The sequence below is a fragment of the Brevundimonas sp. genome, from assembly GCF_029946145.1.
In the GTDB taxonomy this organism is placed as follows: Bacteria; Pseudomonadota; Alphaproteobacteria; order Caulobacterales; family Caulobacteraceae; genus Brevundimonas.
The window spans coordinates 234,766-252,260 of record NZ_JAQSDY010000027.1 but is presented as its reverse complement, the minus strand read 5'-3'; the positions used below and the strand labels follow the sequence as shown (position 1 = coordinate 252,260).

The window sequence follows — 17,495 nt, the reverse complement described above, 5'->3', positions numbered from 1 at the left end:
TGAAAGATGTCGCTTGCCACCGCTGTCGTAGAGCCGACCCTCGACAATCGACGACTTCTGACCGCCCTGAGGGCGTTCCGGAGAGGTGACTTCTCGGTCCGGCTGCCCGGCGGACTGACCGGCATGGACGGCGAACTGGCGGAAGCCTTCAACGACGTCGTCGAGCTGAATGACCGGATGAGCCGTGAGTTCAGTCGCCTCGGCGAGGCTGTGGGCCGTCAGGGCAAGATCAACAACCGCGCCCGGGTCCCGTCCGCGACCGGCGCATGGGCGGACAGCGTCGACGCCGTCAACACCCTGATCGCCGACATGGTGCACCCCACCGCGGAAATGGCCCGCGTGATCGGCGCCGTGGCCAAGGGCGACCTGTCGCAAACGATGGACCTCGAGAATGAGGAACAGCCCCTGCGCGGCGAATTCCTGCGCATTGGCCGGGTCGTCAACACCATGGTGGGTCAGCTGGGCTCGTTCGCCTCGGAAGTGACGCGTGTGGCCCGCGAAGTCGGCACCGAGGGCAAGCTGGGCGGTCAGGCCAACGTCAAGGGCGTGGCCGGCACATGGAAGGACCTGACCGACAATGTGAACTTCATGGCCGCCAACCTGACCGGCCAGGTCCGCAACATCGCCGAGGTGACCACCGCCGTGGCCAACGGCGACCTCAGCCGCAAGATCACCGTCGACGTGAAGGGCGAGGTGCTGGAGCTGAAGAACACCATCAACACCATGGTGGACCAGCTGAACTCCTTCGCCTCGGAAGTGACCCGGATGGCCCGCGAGGTCGGCACCGAGGGCAAGCTGGGCGGCCAGGCGAACGTCAAGGGCGTGGCCGGCACCTGGAAGGACCTGACCGACAATGTGAACTTCATGGCCGCCAACCTGACGGGTCAGGTGCGCAACATCGCCGAGGTGACCACCGCCGTGGCCAAGGGTGATCTGTCCAAAAAGATCACTGTCGATGTGAAGGGCGAGATCCTCGAACTGAAGTCCACCATCAACACCATGGTGGACCAGCTGAACGCCTTCGCTTCCGAAGTGACGCGCGTGGCCCGCGAAGTGGGCACCGAGGGCAAGCTGGGCGGCCAGGCGCGGGTGGAAGGGGTCGGCGGGACCTGGAAGGACCTGACCGACAACGTCAACCTGATGGCCGACAACCTGACGGGTCAGGTGCGAAACATCGCCGAGGTGACCACCGCCGTGGCCAAGGGCGACCTGTCCAAGAAGATCACCGTGCAGGTCCGCGGCGAGGTGCTGGAGCTCAAGGACACCATCAACGTCATGGTGGACCAGCTGAACGCCTTCGCCTCGGAAGTGACCCGGGTGGCCAAGGAAGTCGGCACCGACGGCAAGCTGGGCGGCCAGGCCCAGGTCGAGGGCGTCACCGGCGCCTGGAAGGACCTGACCGACAACGTCAACCTGATGGCTGACAACCTGACCGGCCAGGTCCGCAACATCGCCGAAGTGACCACGGCCGTGGCCAACGGCGACCTGTCCAAGAAGATCACCGTCGACGTGAAGGGCGAGATCCTGGAGCTCAAGTCGACCATCAACGTCATGGTGGATCAGCTGAACTCGTTCGCTTCGGAAGTGTCGCGCGTGGCGCGCGAGGTCGGCACGGAAGGCAAGCTGGGCGGTCAGGCGAACGTGAAGGGCGTCGATGGCGCCTGGAAGGATCTGACCGACAACGTGAACTTCATGGCGGCCAACCTGACCGGTCAGGTCCGCAACATCGCCGAGGTCACCACCGCCGTGGCCAACGGCGACCTGTCCAAGAAGATCACCGTCAACGTGAAGGGCGAGATCCTGGAGCTCAAGTCCACCATCAACGTCATGGTGGACCAGCTGAACGCCTTCGCTTCGGAAGTGACCCGCGTGGCTCGCGAGGTGGGCACCGAGGGTAATCTGGGCGGCCAGGCGCAGGTCACCGGCGTCACCGGCGCCTGGAAGGATCTGACCGACAACGTGAACCTGATGGCCGACAACCTGACCGGCCAGGTCCGCAACATCGCCGAGGTGACCACCGCCGTGGCCAACGGCGACCTGTCCAAGAAGATCACCGTCGACGTGAAGGGCGAGATCCTCGAACTGAAGTCCACCATCAACACCATGGTGGATCAGCTGAACGCCTTCGCGTCCGAAGTGACCCGCGTGGCCCGCGAAGTGGGCACCGAGGGCAAGCTGGGTGGTCAGGCCCAGGTGAAGGGCGTCACCGGCACGTGGAAGGACCTGACCGACAATGTGAACTTCATGGCCGGCAACCTGACGGGTCAGGTCCGCAACATCGCCGAGGTGACCACCGCCGTGGCCAAGGGCGACCTGTCCAAGAAGATCACCGTCGACGTGAAGGGCGAAATCCTCGAGCTCAAGAACACCATCAACACCATGGTGGACCAGCTGAACGCCTTCGCCTCTGAAGTCACGCGCGTGGCCAAGGAGGTCGGCACCGAGGGCAAGCTGGGCGGCCAGGCGCGCGTGGAAGGCGTCGGCGGCACCTGGAAGGACCTGACGGACAATGTGAACTCGATGGCCGCCAACCTGACCGGTCAGGTGCGCGGCATCGCCGACGTCGTGACCGCGGTCGCCAACGGCGATCTGAAGCGCAAGCTGACCGTGGACGCCAAGGGCGAGATCGCGTCACTCGCCGACACCATCAACGGCATGATCGAGACCCTCGCCATCTTCGCCGACCAGGTGACCAACGTGGCCCGCGAGGTGGGCATCGAGGGCAAGCTGGGCGGACAGGCCCGGGTGCCCGGCGCCGCCGGCCTGTGGCGGGACCTGACCGACAACGTCAACCAGCTGGCCGGCAACCTGACCACCCAGGTCCGCGCCATCGCCGAGGTGTCGACCGCGGTGACCAAGGGCGAGCTGACCCGCTCCATCACCGTCGAGGCCTCGGGCGAGGTCGCGGCGCTGAAGGACAACATCAACGAGATGATCCGGAATCTGAAGGATCAGACCCTCAAGAACACCGAGCAGGACTGGCTGAAAACCAACCTGGCGCGCTTCACCCGCATGCTCCAGGGCGAGCGCGACCTGGCCACGGTGTCGAACATGGTGCTGTCCGAACTGGCGCCCCTGATCAACGCCCAGCACGCGGTGTTCTACGTCTCGGACAGGGACGCCGGCAACGAACCCATCCTGGTCCTGGCCGCAGCCTACGCCTCGACCGAGCGCGAACAACTGTCGCCGACCTTCCGCCTCGGCCAGAGCCTGATCGGCCAGTGCGCCAAGGAGAAGGAGCGCATCCTTCTGACCAATGTGCCGCAGGACTACGTCCAGATCGGTTCGGGCCTGGGGACCTCGGCGCCGCTGAACATCATCATCCTGCCGGCCCTGTTCGAGGGCGAGGTCAAGGCGGTGATCGAGCTGGCCACCTTCGGCGAGTTCTCGGAGACCCACCAGTCCTTCCTCAGCCAGCTGATGGAATCGGTCGGCATCGTCCTCAGCACCATCGCCGCCAACATGCGCACCGAGGGACTGCTGACCCAGTCCCAGCTGCTGACCGCCGAGCTGCAGGCGCAGCAGGACGAGCTGAAGTCCACCAACGACCGGCTCGAGCAGCAGGCCGCCTCCCTGCGCCAGTCCGAGGAACTGCTGCGCGCCAAGCAGGAAGAGCTGCAGCAATCCAACGCCGAACTGGAGGACAAGGCCGTCCTTCTGTCGGCCCAGAACCAGCAGGTGGAAGCCAAGAACCGCGAGGTCGAACAGGCCCGCTTCGCGCTCGAGGAAAAGGCCGAACAGCTGGCCCTGACGTCGAAATACAAGTCTGAATTCCTGGCCAATATGAGCCACGAACTGCGCACGCCGCTGAACAGCCTGCTGATCCTGTCGAAGATGCTGAGCGAGAACACCCAGGGCAATCTGACCCCCAAACAGGTGGAGTTCTCCAGGAATATCCACGCCGCCGGTTCGGATCTGCTGGGCCTGATCAACGACATCCTCGACCTGTCCAAGATCGAGTCCGGCACGGTCACTCTCGACATCGGCGAGATGGCGCTGGAATCCCTGCGCGACCAGATGCACCGCACCTTCGCCCAGATCGCCCAGGACAAGCGGCTGGACTTCTCGATCGACATCGACCCCGAACTGCCGCCGTCGATGTACACCGACGACAAGCGCCTGCTGCAGATCATCAAGAACCTGCTGTCCAATGCCTTCAAATTCACCGCCAGCGGTTCGGTGCGGCTGCGCGTCGACCGGGTGGCCGAGGGCTGGAGCCCCGGCAACGAACACCTCAACAAGGCCGGCCAGGTCCTCGCCTTCTCGGTGCACGACAGCGGCATCGGCATTCCCGAGGACAAGCAGCGCATCATCTTCGAGGCCTTCCAGCAGGCCGACGGCACCACCAGCCGCAAATACGGCGGCACGGGTCTGGGTCTGTCGATCAGCCGGGAAATCACCCGCACCCTCGGCGGTGAACTCAAGGTCGAGAGCGAACCCGGCCAGGGAAGCACCTTCACCCTGTTCCTGCCGCTGAATTTCAGCCCGACCGCGGCGGCCGCCGGCCCCTCGGCCCGCGAGACGTCCCGCGCCGTCATGGTGCGGACCGCGTCCGAGGAGGAGGTGGTCGAGACCGTCGAGGCCATCGCCGACGACCGCGACACGATCTCTCCCGGCGATCCGGTGATCCTGATCGTCGAGGACGATCCTCGCTTCGGCGCCATCCTGCTGGCCCTCGTCCGCGACAGCGGCTTCAAGGGCGTCATCACCCACGAAGGCATTACGGCGGCGGCCCTTGCCCGGCGTTACGGGCCCCAGGCGATCATGCTGGACGTCGGTCTGCCCGACATGGACGGCCTGGCCCTGCTGGATCTGCTGAAGCGGACGCCCGAGACACGGCACATCCCGGTCCACGTCATCTCTGCGCACGATCAGGCGGGCCTCGGCCTGTCCATCGGCGCCTTCGGCTTCACGCCCAAGCCGATCGACCGCGAGGGCGTGGTCGCCAGTCTGGACGGGGTGAAGAAATTCGTCTCGGCCGCCAACCGGCGCCTTATCCTGGTCGGGCCCGCCGGCGAGGCCCAGGCCCTGCTGAAATCCGCCTTCGGCTCCGTCGTCCGGGTCGAGGCGCTCAAGGGTCTGGCGAGGACCAGGATCAAGCCCGCCGACAGCCTGATCATCGACGCCTCCGCCGCGCCGATCCCCGAATTGGTAGACTGGCTGAAAGCGGCCGACCGTCCCGCGGTGATCTACGCCGGCGACAGCCTGTCGTCCCTGGACGAGCGCCGGCTGCGGCTGGCGGTCTTCGCCGGTCATGCGCGTCTGGCCCGCACGCCGGAACAGCTGGTGGAGCAGGCCACCCTGCTGCTGCACGAGCCCACCGAACGCCTGTCGGAGACGGCCCGCACCACCCTGGCCCAGACCCGCAAGGAGGACGCCATCCTGACCGGCCGAACGGCCCTGGTCATCGACGACGACATCCGCAACATCTTCTCCATGGCCAGCGCCCTGGAGGAGTTCGGCGTCGATCTGCTCTATGCCGAAAGCGGCCGCGCGGGCCTCGACCTGCTGGCCCAGCATCCCGAGACCGACGTCATCCTGGTCGACATCATGATGCCGGACATGGACGGCTACGAGACGATGCGGGAGATTCGCTCGCTTTCGAACTTCGCCCGCATCCCGATCATCGCGGTGACCGCCAAGGCGATGAAGGGCGACCGGCAGAAATGCATCCAGGCCGGGGCCTCGGACTATGTCTCCAAGCCGGTCGACATCGATTATCTGATCTCGGTCATGCGGGTCTCGATCCAGCGGGCCGACGCCAGCCGCATATCGGCCTTCGAACAGGCCGCGCTTCCGGCGCCGGCGGCGATCTGATGAGCCGTCAAACCAGGGCGAAGCCGAAGCCGCTGACGGCGCGCGTTCTCATCGTCGACGACGATGAGCGCAACGCCTTCGCCGCCCGCGAGGCGCTGGAGGTGCTGGGCCATGAACTGGTCATCGCCTGCTCGGGCGAGGAGGCGCTGCGGCTGCTGCTGCATCAGGAATTCGCGGTCATCCTGCTGGACCTGCACATGCCCGGCATGGATGGCTACGAGACCGCCAAACTGATCCGCGAGCACCCCCGTACACGCGACACGCCGATCGTCTTCGTCACCGCCGTGTTTCGCGACGAAGCCCACATTTTCCAAGCTTATACCGCCGGGGCCGTCGACGTGGTGTTCAAACCCGTCGACCCCTTCATCCTGCGCTCCAAGGTGGCGATTCTGGTCGAGCTGCACCTCAAGACGCTGGAGGTGCGCCGCCAGGCGGATGAGCAGCGCGCCCTGCTCGAGGCCAACGCCCGCATCACCGAGGAAAAGCTGGCCGCGGAACTGGCGCTGCGCGAGGCGCGGGAACGACAGGACACCATCCTGAAATCCCTGCCCGTGGTCTTCACCTCGCGCGCCAGCGCCCATCCGTTCGCCGCCCTGTTCGTCAGCGACAGCATTGCGCCCCTGACGGGCTTCGCCCCCAGCCGGTTCGTGGACGAGCCGGAGATCGGCCTTGGCCGCATCCATCCCGACGACGTAGCGGGCGTGATCAACTGCCTCATGCAGGCCTCCACAAGCGGGGCCTACGCCTGTGAATACCGCTGGCAGTGTTCCGACGGGACCTGGCGCACCTTCCTGGATCAGGGCGTCTGGGTGCCCGACGCCAACGGCGGCGAGGGCGAAATTCTCGGCACCCTGCTGGACGTCACCGACCGCCGCCAGCTTGAGGAGCATCTGGCCCAGGCGCGCAAGATGGAGGCGGTGGGCCAGCTGACCGGCGGGGTTGCTCACGACTTCAACAACCTGCTGACCGTCGTCCTCGGCAATGCGGACATTCTGCTGCGCCGGCTGGGCGACGACGAACCGCGCATCGCGCGCCAGCTGATGTCCATCCGCTCGGCGGCCGAGCGTGGACAGACACTGACCCGCCAGTTGCTGGCCTTCTCGCGGCGGCAGCAGCTCAATCCGCAGGTCATCGACCTCAACGGCCTGATCCGGGGTTTCACACCGTTGATGCAGCAGGCGGCGGGCGAGGGCGTCACCATCACCCTCGAACTGTCGGACCAGGCTCTGCATGCCTCGATCGACGCCACTCATCTGGAGACCGCCCTGCTGAATCTGGCGGTCAACGCCCGGGATGCGATGGAAGGCGAAGGCCGGCTGGTCGTGACCACATCCGAGGTCATGGAGGGGCAGGCGCCCATGGCGCTCATCCAGGTTCGCGATACCGGCCCGGGGATGGCCGAGGAGGTAGCCCTGCGGGTCTTCGAACCCTTCTACACCACCAAGGAGGTGGGCCGCGGCACGGGCCTCGGCCTGTCGCAGGTCTATGGCTTTGTCAGCCAGTCCGGTGGCAGGATCGACGTCTCGGCCACGCCGGGAGAGGGCGCGATGTTCGAACTGACGCTTCCTCTCACCAACGAACCGCCCGCCGCGGCCATCGCCGAGGTTCCGGCTCCCGACGTCGAAACGGGCTCGGAACGGGTTCTGATTGTCGAGGACGATCCGGCGGTCCTGAGCCTGTGTCTCGATATGCTGACCAGCCTCGGCTACCGCTGCGACGTCGCTTCGGACGCCGGCGGCGCCCTGCACCGGCTGGACAGCGACCCGGACTACGACCTGCTGTTTTCCGATGTGATCATGCCGGGCGGGATGAACGGCATCGAGCTGGCGCAACAGGCGCAGGAACGCCGCCCGGATCTCAAGGTGCTGCTGACGTCCGGCTATCTGGGTGAAACGGGCAACCAGATGCAGCACGACTTTCCGCTGATCGACAAACCCTATCAATGCGCCGAACTGGCGACGCGGCTGCGCGCGGTTCTGGGCGCGCGCGCCGTGGCCGCGGCGCCCGCTGGCGGGCGTCACGTGCGGTAGGTCAGCCCCCCGGGGTCGCGGGTGTCTTCCCTTCGCCGGGCTCCCACAGGGACCCGGCATTTGCGCGCGTGCGCTCCGGCCGAAGATCCTCGGCGATCGCCACGCGAACCTCGCTCACAATCGGGGTGTGATCGGCGGGAAACTGCTGGACCATGACGACGGCGGCGAGGCCGGATGCGGGATCGATCCAGGCGGTCGTTCCAGCTGCGCCGTAATGGCCATAGGAGCCGGCCTTCAGTCCGCCGGGCGTCGGATCGTCGTGAAGCCGCACGTAGCCGCCGAAACCATGCCCCTGACCCTCGAAATTGGCGACCCCCTCGGGGGAATGTTGGTGTGGATCAGTCGGGCGGTCTCCGGACGCATGACCCATCCGTCCCCGGCGTTCTCCAGGGAGGCCGGGGCGCTCGCCCGACCTCCGCGGCAGCCGCTTCCTGAAAGCCGCCGTGTCCGCGCCGGACTAAAGGCTCACCCGGCGGTCAACGGAGCGGAGTGCCAGACCAGTGTCCTTTCTCGCCAAGGTTCATCCGGGCCTGCTGCCCCCGCCGGTTGACGGGTCCGGAAAGTCATGATGGTCGGTCGTCGCGATGCGCTTGCGATGCTGGCTGCATCCGTCGCCCCGGCCGACAACGACCGGCAGGACGGCGCCCGGATCCGGGCCGTTCTGGAACGGTATGCGGCGGCCTGGCTGGCGAACGATGTGCCGGCCATCGTCGCCTGCTACCACGATCAGTTCAGGCTTCACAATTTCGGCTCCAACCCCCTGTCGGGCATCCACGTCGGCAAGCCGGCGGCGCTCGCGGCGCTGGCCGAGTTCGGGAGCCGCACCGGGCGCCGGCTTCTGGGCATCGTCGACATCATGACGGGCATCGGCCGCGGGGTCATTCTCGCCCGGGAGCGCCTGGGCAAGGCCGGGAACGCCAGGGATATGGACCGGGTCCTGGTCTATCGGGTCGAGGACGGCCTGCTTGCCGAATGCTGGGTCTACGATGCCGACCAGGCCCTGATCGACGGGTTGCTGGCGCCGCCGGCTTGCTGAACACGCGAAGCGTCACTCCACCCCTTGAGGGAGCTGTCAATCCAACGGCGGCCCGCCTTCGCCGGGGAGCGATCGGGCGACACCGGGAGGAGCCAGGAAAAATACCTCCGCAAGGGATCGGGACTCCGGCAGGATATAGACGACCCCGACCGTGCCGTTGAAAGCGGCTTGCACGATCTCATCGTAGAAGTTCACCGGCACGTTCACGCAGCCATACGAGATCCGGTTGTCGTCGGCCGCGGCGGTGGCGAGGCGCTGCAGGCGCCTGTCGGCCGCCCGGGTGGTGATGACCGGATGCAGGGACAGGGCTGCGTCATAGTCGATCCACAGAATCCCCTTGCCGCCCAGGTTCTCACCTATCGAAGCCATGAACCGCCCCGCCGGCGTGATGCGTTCCTCGGGCCTGATGGCGGACAGGGGGCGGTCGCCTATACCGGGCGGCGAGATGTCGCCGCGCGCCAGACCCAGCAGTACGGGAGCGGCTCCAAGCAGCTGGCCCTCGCGGTCAAAGGCCAGAACCTGGGCGCCGACCTTGTCGATGATCAGGAAGGGCAGTCCCTGGTTGTCCGCCGTCTCACGCACCCAGGCCGCGACCTCGTTCGCGGCGGAAGAGGCGGAGACCTCCGCAACGGCGTCACGGTCTCCGGACGCGAGGCGGCCGTCGTCGGCCAGGCCGGGCTGGGCGAATGCGAGCCCCAGAAACAGTCCAGCTGTCGCCACGCAGCGTTCCGGCATGCGGGCCCGGGCGCCGGGCCCGGGCGCATGACGACCGGGGCGCAGGGCAGGCGCCGGGCGCGGGTGTATCGGGCACCGCATGGTCAGTTGCGATCCTGCTTGCGGGGATAGACGGGGACCGGCGGCGGGAGCGGCGCGACCGGCGGGGTTTCCGCCGCCTCAACGGCCTCCTCGACGGGGGGCGAGACGGGGGCGGAGTCGTAGGGCGGCATCCGCACGCCGCCTTCGACCACGTCGAACGTCAGGTCCGGGAACGGGATCGGTGTCGGGAGTGGCGTCACGATCGGGTAGATCACCGTTGGCGGCGCCGTCACGGGCGGGATCACGGGCGGGATCACCGGCGGCGGCGGCGGCGGCGGCGGCGGAGGCGGAGGCGGAGGCGGAGGAGGAGGAGGAGGAGGAGGAGGAGGAGGAGGAGGAGGAGGAGGAGGAGGCGGAGGCGGAGGCGGCGGAGGCGGAGGCGGAGGCGGAGGAGGAGGAGGAGGAGGCGGGGGCGGGGGCGGGGGCGGGGGCGCAGCCGCCGAAATCGTGCCCCGCGTCCGGAATGTCGACACGCAGCACGAACCGGCCAGGGCGTATTGATCGGCATTCGCTCCGGCCAGGGTGTAGCCGCTGTAGGTGATCCCCACGTCCGCGCCCTCGGCGGCGGAGTCGAAGGTCGCGCTTGCGGCGGGGCCCGCCACCAGGGTGACGCCCGTGGGCAGTCCCGAGACCGCCGTGGTTCTGAATCCGGCCAGGGTCGCGCCGGTCGTGCCGTCGAAAACCCGGCTGCCATCCGGGAACAGCAGCATCCGCTGGGTCAGCGCCGCGCCCTCGGTCAGGGTGAAGTGGGTCGAGAAGTCCGACGGGGCTGCGTAGGACACAGGATTGTAGTTGATCGTGACCGGGGCGACCGTGACCGTGACACGGGGCGCGAGCGGGCTGAATATGATGGTTCCGCCGCCGACCCCCGGCCCCGATCCGTCCGCGCCGGCGATGAGGGTCAGGCCGACCGGCAGGCCCAGGCTCTGGGCGGGAATGGTGCTGCCCCGGGTCAGGGTGACGGCGGCGTCGATGTGGACGTCGTGCCCGGCGCACAGGGCGATGTTGCCGTCCGTGGTGGTGATCGCGTGATAGACGTTCACATTCTGCCCGGCGTTCAGCAGGACGCTGCCGTTCACCGTGGTGATGGGTGCGTTGACGTTCACGTCGCGCCCGCAACAGGCCACGAGATTGCCGTTGGTGGCGGTGATCGCGGCGTTGATGTTGACGTCGCGGTTGGCGTTCAGCGTCAGGGTGGTGGGGGTGGACGACGCCGTCCAGGCGATCGCGTCATTGACGTGGATATCCCCGTTGCCCGGCAGGCCGGCGCCCGGACCCGTCATCGTGCTGATCACGACATTGGTGGTCACCAGCTGGGCGGACAGGGTGGCGCCTGAAATATTGCCGCCGGCGCCGATCGTGAAGTCGGCCGGATCGATCAGCCATGTCCCGGTCGCGCCCGTGGGGGCGTCGGTCGTGATGCGGGTTCCGGGCGCGATGTTCACGATCCCGGCCGACGTCTCGATGAAGCCCCCGTCGCCGCCGCCGGGCGCGCTGGCGTCAAGGACGCCGGCCACGTTCAGCGTGCCGCTCGGCATGTCGCCCAGCAGCAGGATGGCGCCGTTGCGCTCGCCGATCGAGCGGGCCTGGATGACGCCGGTGTTGTTCACCACCGTGCGGAGCAGGTCGCCCGCGCCCTGTGCGGTCATCAGCACCCGGCCGCCGTCAGCCTGCAGCATGCCGCCGTTCTGGACCAGGGCGTTGGCCGCCCCCTTGTCGATGACGACGTTGAGCAGGCCGTCGCCGGCGACGTCCAGGGTGATGGCTTCGCCCGAGGCGAGCGCGATCGTGCCCAGATTGGCCTGGATCAGGCCCTCGTTGCTGACGTGGCCTCCCAGCAGCGCGACATAGCCGCCGTTCGCGATGATCGTGCCCTGGTTGAGCACCGCGCCGCCTCCGCCGCCCGAGAACCTGTAGTTCCCGGCCATGAAATCGGCGTCGGTCATGCCAAGGGTGGAGGCGACCAGTCCGCCGACATTGACCTGGGAGCCCTGGCCGAACAGCACGCCGTTGGGATTGATCAGGAACACCTGGCCATTGGAGGTCAGGCTGCCGAAGATCGCCGACGCGTCGGGACCCAGCACCCGGTTCAAGGCGACCGAGCTGCTGTTGGGCTGTACGAAGACGACGCTGCCGCCCTGGCCGATCGAGAAGCTCTGCCAGTTGATCGCCGTGTTCTGGGTCGACTGGTTGACCGTCATCGTGCCGGGACCGGTGGTGATGGTCGCGCCGCCCGCGGTGACTGATCCGCCCGTCGGCAGGGTCTGGGCCTGCGTCGCGGTCCCCAGTCCGATCACGGCGCACGCAGCGAAACCAGCCAGACAGGTGGAGGCGATCAGGGACGCCCTGCGACCGGACGGGTCGCTTCGACGCCCCGCCTGTGTACCGTCACCGGCGATCACGTGATGGAGTCTGGTCATCAGAACGTCCTTGTCGGGAGAGGCGTGAGGGGAAAGTTGACCATCGCCGCCATCAGAACAGCTTGACGATCTGGAACCATGCGCGGCCCGTTTCGTCGGGGCCCGAGGTCGAAATCTGGTCATTGAACCGGCGTGCATAGGACGCGCGGATGATGAGGTCGTCCGGGCCGAACCAGTTGATCCCGATGCCGCCGCCGCTGCGCCGGGCATGATTGGAGCCGGGGAACCAGGGATCGTGGGCGAAGTCGACCTCACCCCCGTCGACGAATGCGATGAACTGGAACTGGCCCGGCAGGGATTGCGTCCACTGGTCCAGCATCAACCGGGCTTCCACCGTCGCGACATAGCCCTCGTCGCCGTAGGCCTCGCCCTCCGGATAGGCCCGCACCGCATAGGCGCCGCCCAGCTCCATCTTTTCGGAGCTGTCGAGATTGTCGGTCGCCAGCTGTCCGCGAAGCGAGCCGTAGACCGAAAGCGGTCCGCTGACGGTCTGAAGTCTGGAGACGGCGTACTGCAGCTTGTTGAACCCGCCCTGGGAGCGCGCGCTGATCGCATCGGCGGCCCGTTCGAGCGGACTTTCGATGTCGAGATCGCCCGAGGTCCACGACAATGAGCCGGCGTTCCAGCCCCCGCCGCCGAACCCGTCGCGCGAGTCTCCGCGCAGGCCCGCCGTCACCGCCCGGATTTCCTTGTCCGACACCTGGGAGACGAGGCCGATTTCATCGCTGAGGAATTTGGCGTCGAACCCAGCCAGGGCATAAAGGTTCGCGGTCCGAGAGCGGATCAGCGGATAGCTGGCGAAGACGCTGAAGATGTCGGCTGTGCCGCCGGCGTCAAGGGCCGAGAACTCGCGGCCCAGATCATACTGCATATGGGTCCAGGCGACGCCGACGGTGACGTCGCCGAGCGGCGCCTGCCAGGCGGCCCGCCCGTAGGCCAGGCCTTCGGTCGAGGCGAGAAGGCGCAGGCTGATCAGGTCGCCCATACCTGTCGGATTGGCGAAATTGACCGAACCGCCGAACCGGTAGGCTCCGGTATAGCGATTGCCGGCGTTGTCGGCCTCCAGGCTGCCGTAAATCCGGGGCGCGCGGGTCAGATCGACGGTCAGATCCGAAGATCCCACCTCCGCGCCGGGGGACAGGGTTGAATGCACGACGACGCCGGGTATGTCGGACAGCAGCAGCAGGCGTCGTTCGAGCGGCGCGATCGCCACCGGATCACCGGGGTTCAGGCCGTTCAGGACGCCCCTGGTCACGGCCCCGGACACGCCGGACTGGTTGCGCAGGTCGATCGCGCCGTAACGGCCCTCGACCACGGCGATGGTCACCGTGCCCTCGACGACGTCCTGTGCGGGCAGATAGGCCTGGGCCAGAACATAGCCGCGACTGTTGTAGAAGCGCGTGATCTGCGCCGCCGCGTTGCGAAGCTCGGGCAGGGTCAGCTCGCGGCCCGGGGTGAATCCCGTGGCCGCCACCAGCTCCGCTTCACTGAACAGGGTCGCGCCCGTGACACGCAGCGCGTCCGCCCGGATGCGGGCCCCTTCGGCGACGGCGTCCGCCGACGGTTCCGGCCGTTCGATGCGGATGTCCGGAGCCGCCCTCCGCGGGACAGCGGCAGGGGGGATCTGCTGCAGCTGTCCGCTGGCGACGGGTTGCTGGGCGTAGGCGTTCTGGCCTGTCGCCAAAAGCGCAGCCGCAATAAGACTCGATCGTAACATAGCCGCCTCGAAGTGCCGCCGCGGTATCAGGGCGTAGCGGCTCTCACGCAGCTGGGAGCACGCACGTAGCAAGGCTTGAAGATCGATTTGGTCGGCGCGGACCTGGCAAACGAGCCTCGCAATTTGCGAGCTGATTTCCGGCTGCCGACAATAAGGACCTTACTATTTTCATAGATTAACAAGATGTGAACGGCTTGTTCACACACGTCTATGAAAACAGGAACGTCCAAGAACTTTATTTGTTCCGTGCCGGTGTCGTGAATATTATCAACAAGGGGGCGGAATTTTCAGAGTAAATATTCGGCATTGAGTATTTGGTTAAAGGGAATGCTTCGGGACGTGACGCCGACGTCCTGGCCCCCTGAAGTATTTGCCGGAAAACTCCACGGCCCGGGACGGCGGGTTCGGTCAGAACGCGCCGACTAGAGCTTCACCGCGCGCAGCCTCAGCGCATTGCCGACGACGCTGACCGAGGAGAGCGCCATGGCGAGCGCCGCCAGGGCAGGCGAGAGAAGCCAGCCGAACACGGGATAGAGCAGCCCGGCCGCCACGGGGATGCCGAGCGCATTGTAGCCGAAGGCGAAGACGAGATTCTGCCGGATGTTGCCCATCACCGCCCGCGACAGCCGCCGCGCGCGGACGATGCCCTGCAGGTCGCCGCCCAGCAGGGTCACGCCGGCGCTTTCGATCGCGACATCCGAGCCCGCCCCCATGGCGACGCCCACATCGGCGGCCGCGAGGGCCGGCGCGTCATTGACCCCGTCACCCGCCATGGCGACGATCCGGCCCTGTGAGCGAAGCTGCTGGACCACCGACGCCTTGTCCTGCGGCAGGACCTCGGCCTGGACCTCGTCGATGCCGAGGCGTCGCGCCACGGCTTCGGCCGTGGTCCGGTTGTCCCCGGTCATCATGACCAGCCGCAGACCCGCGGCCTTCAGCGCCAGGATCGCATCCGGCGTGGTGGCCTTGATCGGATCGGCGATGCCGATGACTCCGGCCGCCCTTCCATCCACCGCCATGAAAATGGCCGTGGCGCCGTCGTGGCGGAGCGCCTCGGCCTTCGGCTCCAGGGCGGAGACGTCGACCGAGAGCTCGCCGAGATAGCGGCTGTTGCCCAGGGCCACCGGGCGGCCCTCGACCATCCCCCGGACTCCGCGACCGACAGGGCTGTCGAAATCCGTCGCCTCCGAAAGCGGGAGATCCCGGTCCCTGGCGGCCCGGATGATGGCGTCGGCCAGGGGGTGCTCGCTGCCGCGCTCGAGGCTGGCCGAAAGACGCAGGAGTTCCGCCTCGGCGAAGCCGTCGGCGGGCAGGATCGCCGTCACGGACGGTCGGCCCTCGGTCAGGGTGCCGGTCTTGTCGAGAATCAGGGTGTCGACCTTCTCGAACCGCTCCAGCGCTTCGGCGTTCTTGATCAGGACGCCGGCGCGTGCGCCGCGTCCGACCCCCACCATGATCGAGATCGGGGTCGCCAGACCGAGCGCACAGGGACAGGCGATGATCAGGACCGAAACGGCGGCGACCAGGGCGTAGGACAGGCGGGACTCCGGACCGGCCAGACCCCAGACCGCGGCGGCGAGCAGGGCAATCGCGATCACGGTCGGGACGAACCATCCGGAAACCATGTCGGCCAGCCGCTGGATCGGCGCGCGGCTGCGCTGGGCCTGGGCCACCATCTGGACGATCTGCGCCAGCAGGGTGTCCGCCCCGACCTTGTCGGCGCGCATGACGAACGACCCGGTCTTGTTCAGGGCCCCGGCGACGACCCGGTCGCCGACGTCCTTCGTCACCGGCATGGACTCGCCGGTCACCATCGATTCATCGACGGCCACCCGGCCATCCAGGATTTCGCCATCCACCGGAATCTTCTCTCCGGGGCGAACCCGCAAGGAGTCGCCGACGGAGATCTGGTCAAGCGAGACGTCCTCATCGACGCCGTCCGTCCGGACCCGTCGCGCGGTCTTGGGCGTGAGGTCCAGCAGGGCGCGGATCGCGCCGGAGGTCTGCTCGCGGGCCCGGAGTTCCAGAATTTGCCCGACGAGCACCAGCACAGTGATGACCGCCGCCGCCTCGAAATACACCGGCGCGCTTCCGTCGGCCTTCAGGAAGGCGGGCGGGAACAGGCCGGGCGCCAGGACGGCCACGACGCTGTACAGCCAGGCGACGCCGACCCCCATCGCGATCAGGGTGAACATGTTCAGTCGACGGGTGCGCAACGATGTCCAGCCGCGCTCGAAGAACGGCCAGCCGCACCACAGGACCACGGGGGTCGCCAGCGCGAACTGGATCCAGTTCGACAGCTGGCCGGGGATGAGCATGTGCAGGTTGGTCAGGTGCCCGCCCATCTCCAGCGCGAAGACCGGCAGGGTCAGGACCAGACCGATCCGGAAGCGACGGGTGAAGTCGATCAGTTCATGGTTGGGCGGCGCGTCGGCGGTGACCGTTTCCGGCTCGAGCGCCATGCCGCAGATCGGGCAGGAGCCCGGGCCTTCCTGCCGGATCTCCGGGTGCATGGGGCAGGTGTAGATGGCGCCCGGAATGGCGGGCTCGGTCTCCGCGCGCGGGTTCAGGTAACGCGCCGGGTCCGCGACGAACCTGGTCCGGCACCCGGCCGAGCAGAAGAAGTGGTCGTGGCCGTCATGGTTGGCCTGGTGAGCGGTCTTCGTCGGATCCACCGCCATCCCGCAGACCGGATCCCTGACCGTGGCCGGGCCGTCGGAGGTCTTCGCCGAGCAGCACGCGTGGCCCGCCGCGTGAGTATGAGGATGCGTGGACATGTCGCTCTCTCCGACTGATCGAGGTGCCCGTATATACCCACTGGGGGTATAGCGCAACATACCCTTATGGGGTATATTCAGGACTCAGGAGGCGAGACCGCATGCAAACCGAGACAAAGCCCAAAATTCTCAACAGGCTGAGCCGGATCGAGGGACAGGTGCGGGGGATTGCCCGCATGGTCGAAGACGACCGGTATTGCGTTGATCTGCTGACCCAGCTGCAGGCCGTCCGGGCCGCGCTTCATCGCGTCGAGACCGAGGTGCTGAAGGACCACCTCGATCACTGCGTGATGGGCGCCATGACCGGTGACGATCCCGAGGATCGAAAGGCCAAGGCCGGCGAACTGATCGAACTCCTGGCGCGGACCGGTCGGTAGGGCCTTGCGGACCGGCTTCAGGGCGGAGAGTCACTGTCTGGCCGGCAACACCATGGGCCGCTATCGTTCGTCATGAGGGACGGGCCCGCGCGGCGCGTAGAGTAGCGAAGGCCGGGACGGGCCAGATGTCTGGAGACTGAGTATGCGTAACTTCAACCCCGCACCCTTCATTGCAGTCGCGGCGGCCGTGGCCTTCGCCGCGGGACCGGCGGCGGCCCACGCCCGGCTGGTCAGCGCGACGCCGGCGCCCGATTCGACGGTCGCCGCGACCCGGTCGCTGACCCTGACCTTCAGCGAGCGCACGGTTCCGGCCTTCTCGGGCTTCGACGTCGTCAACGCCGCCGGCGAAAAGGTCGCGATCCGGACCTCGGTGGCTGAAGACGGCAAGACCCTGACAGGGACTCTCCCCCGGCCGCTGGCCGCGGGCGTCTACCGCGTCGACTGGCGCATCGCGTCGAGCGATGGCCACCGCATGACGGGTTCCTACACCTTCACGGTTCGCTGA

The 17,495-nt window shown here is 67.3% G+C and carries 10 protein-coding genes; 5 read left to right on the top strand and 5 right to left on the bottom strand.

Annotated elements, in window-relative coordinates:
• The first annotated feature begins 6 nt into the window (after positions 1-6).
• Positions 7-5,817 carry a HAMP domain-containing protein gene (locus PSV23_RS13265; RefSeq protein WP_300469751.1) on the top strand — a complete coding sequence of 1,937 codons (5,811 nt, stop codon included), beginning with the start codon at positions 7-9 and terminating at the stop codon, positions 5,815-5,817.
• Positions 5,817-7,847, top strand: a complete 2,031-nt coding sequence (locus PSV23_RS13260; RefSeq protein WP_300469749.1) for a response regulator — start codon at positions 5,817-5,819, stop codon at positions 7,845-7,847. The genes PSV23_RS13265 and PSV23_RS13260 overlap by 1 nt, the downstream gene beginning before the upstream one ends.
• Position 7,848: 1 nt before the next feature.
• Here the strand turns inward: PSV23_RS13260 and PSV23_RS13255 are convergent, their stop codons facing one another.
• Positions 7,849-8,217 carry a serine hydrolase gene (locus tag PSV23_RS13255; RefSeq protein ID WP_300469746.1) on the bottom strand — a complete coding sequence of 123 codons (369 nt, stop codon included), beginning with the start codon at positions 8,215-8,217 and terminating at the stop codon, positions 7,849-7,851.
• A 198-nt stretch (positions 8,218-8,415) separates the two neighbouring features.
• Between PSV23_RS13255 and PSV23_RS13250 the strand changes: the two genes are divergently transcribed.
• Positions 8,416-8,883 (top strand): nuclear transport factor 2 family protein, encoded by a 468-nt coding sequence (locus tag PSV23_RS13250; RefSeq protein ID WP_300469744.1) that lies wholly within the window; start codon positions 8,416-8,418, stop codon positions 8,881-8,883.
• Positions 8,884-8,919: 36 nt separating this feature from the next.
• Here PSV23_RS13250 and PSV23_RS13245 read toward each other — a convergent pair whose 3' ends face one another.
• The 4 genes from PSV23_RS13245 to PSV23_RS13230 form a co-directional block, all read right to left on the bottom strand.
• Positions 8,920-9,603, bottom strand: coding sequence for a L,D-transpeptidase (locus PSV23_RS13245; RefSeq protein ID WP_300469741.1), 684 nt, complete (start codon positions 9,601-9,603; stop codon positions 8,920-8,922).
• Between the two features lie 98 nt (positions 9,604-9,701).
• Positions 9,702-12,119, bottom strand: coding sequence for a filamentous hemagglutinin N-terminal domain-containing protein (locus tag PSV23_RS13240; protein ID WP_300469739.1), 2,418 nt, complete (start codon positions 12,117-12,119; stop codon positions 9,702-9,704).
• 52 nt (positions 12,120-12,171) lie between these two features.
• Entirely contained in the window at positions 12,172-13,803 is a 1,632-nt protein-coding gene (locus tag PSV23_RS13235) for a ShlB/FhaC/HecB family hemolysin secretion/activation protein (protein WP_300469737.1), read from the bottom strand.
• Between the two features lie 455 nt (positions 13,804-14,258).
• Positions 14,259-16,613: a heavy metal translocating P-type ATPase gene (locus PSV23_RS13230; RefSeq protein ID WP_300469735.1), complete on the bottom strand. Its 2,355-nt coding sequence runs from the start codon at positions 16,611-16,613 to the stop codon at positions 14,259-14,261.
• 101 nt (positions 16,614-16,714) lie between these two features.
• Between PSV23_RS13230 and PSV23_RS13225 the strand changes: the two genes are divergently transcribed.
• Together PSV23_RS13225 and copC are read left to right on the top strand one after the other, a co-directional pair.
• On the top strand, positions 16,715-16,990 hold the full coding sequence (locus PSV23_RS13225; RefSeq protein WP_300469733.1) for a metal-sensitive transcriptional regulator: 276 nt from the start codon (positions 16,715-16,717) through the stop codon (positions 16,988-16,990).
• 142 nt (positions 16,991-17,132) lie between these two features.
• A complete protein-coding gene (gene copC, locus PSV23_RS13220) occupies positions 17,133-17,495 on the top strand; it encodes a copper homeostasis periplasmic binding protein CopC (protein ID WP_300469731.1) in 363 nt (120 codons plus the stop codon).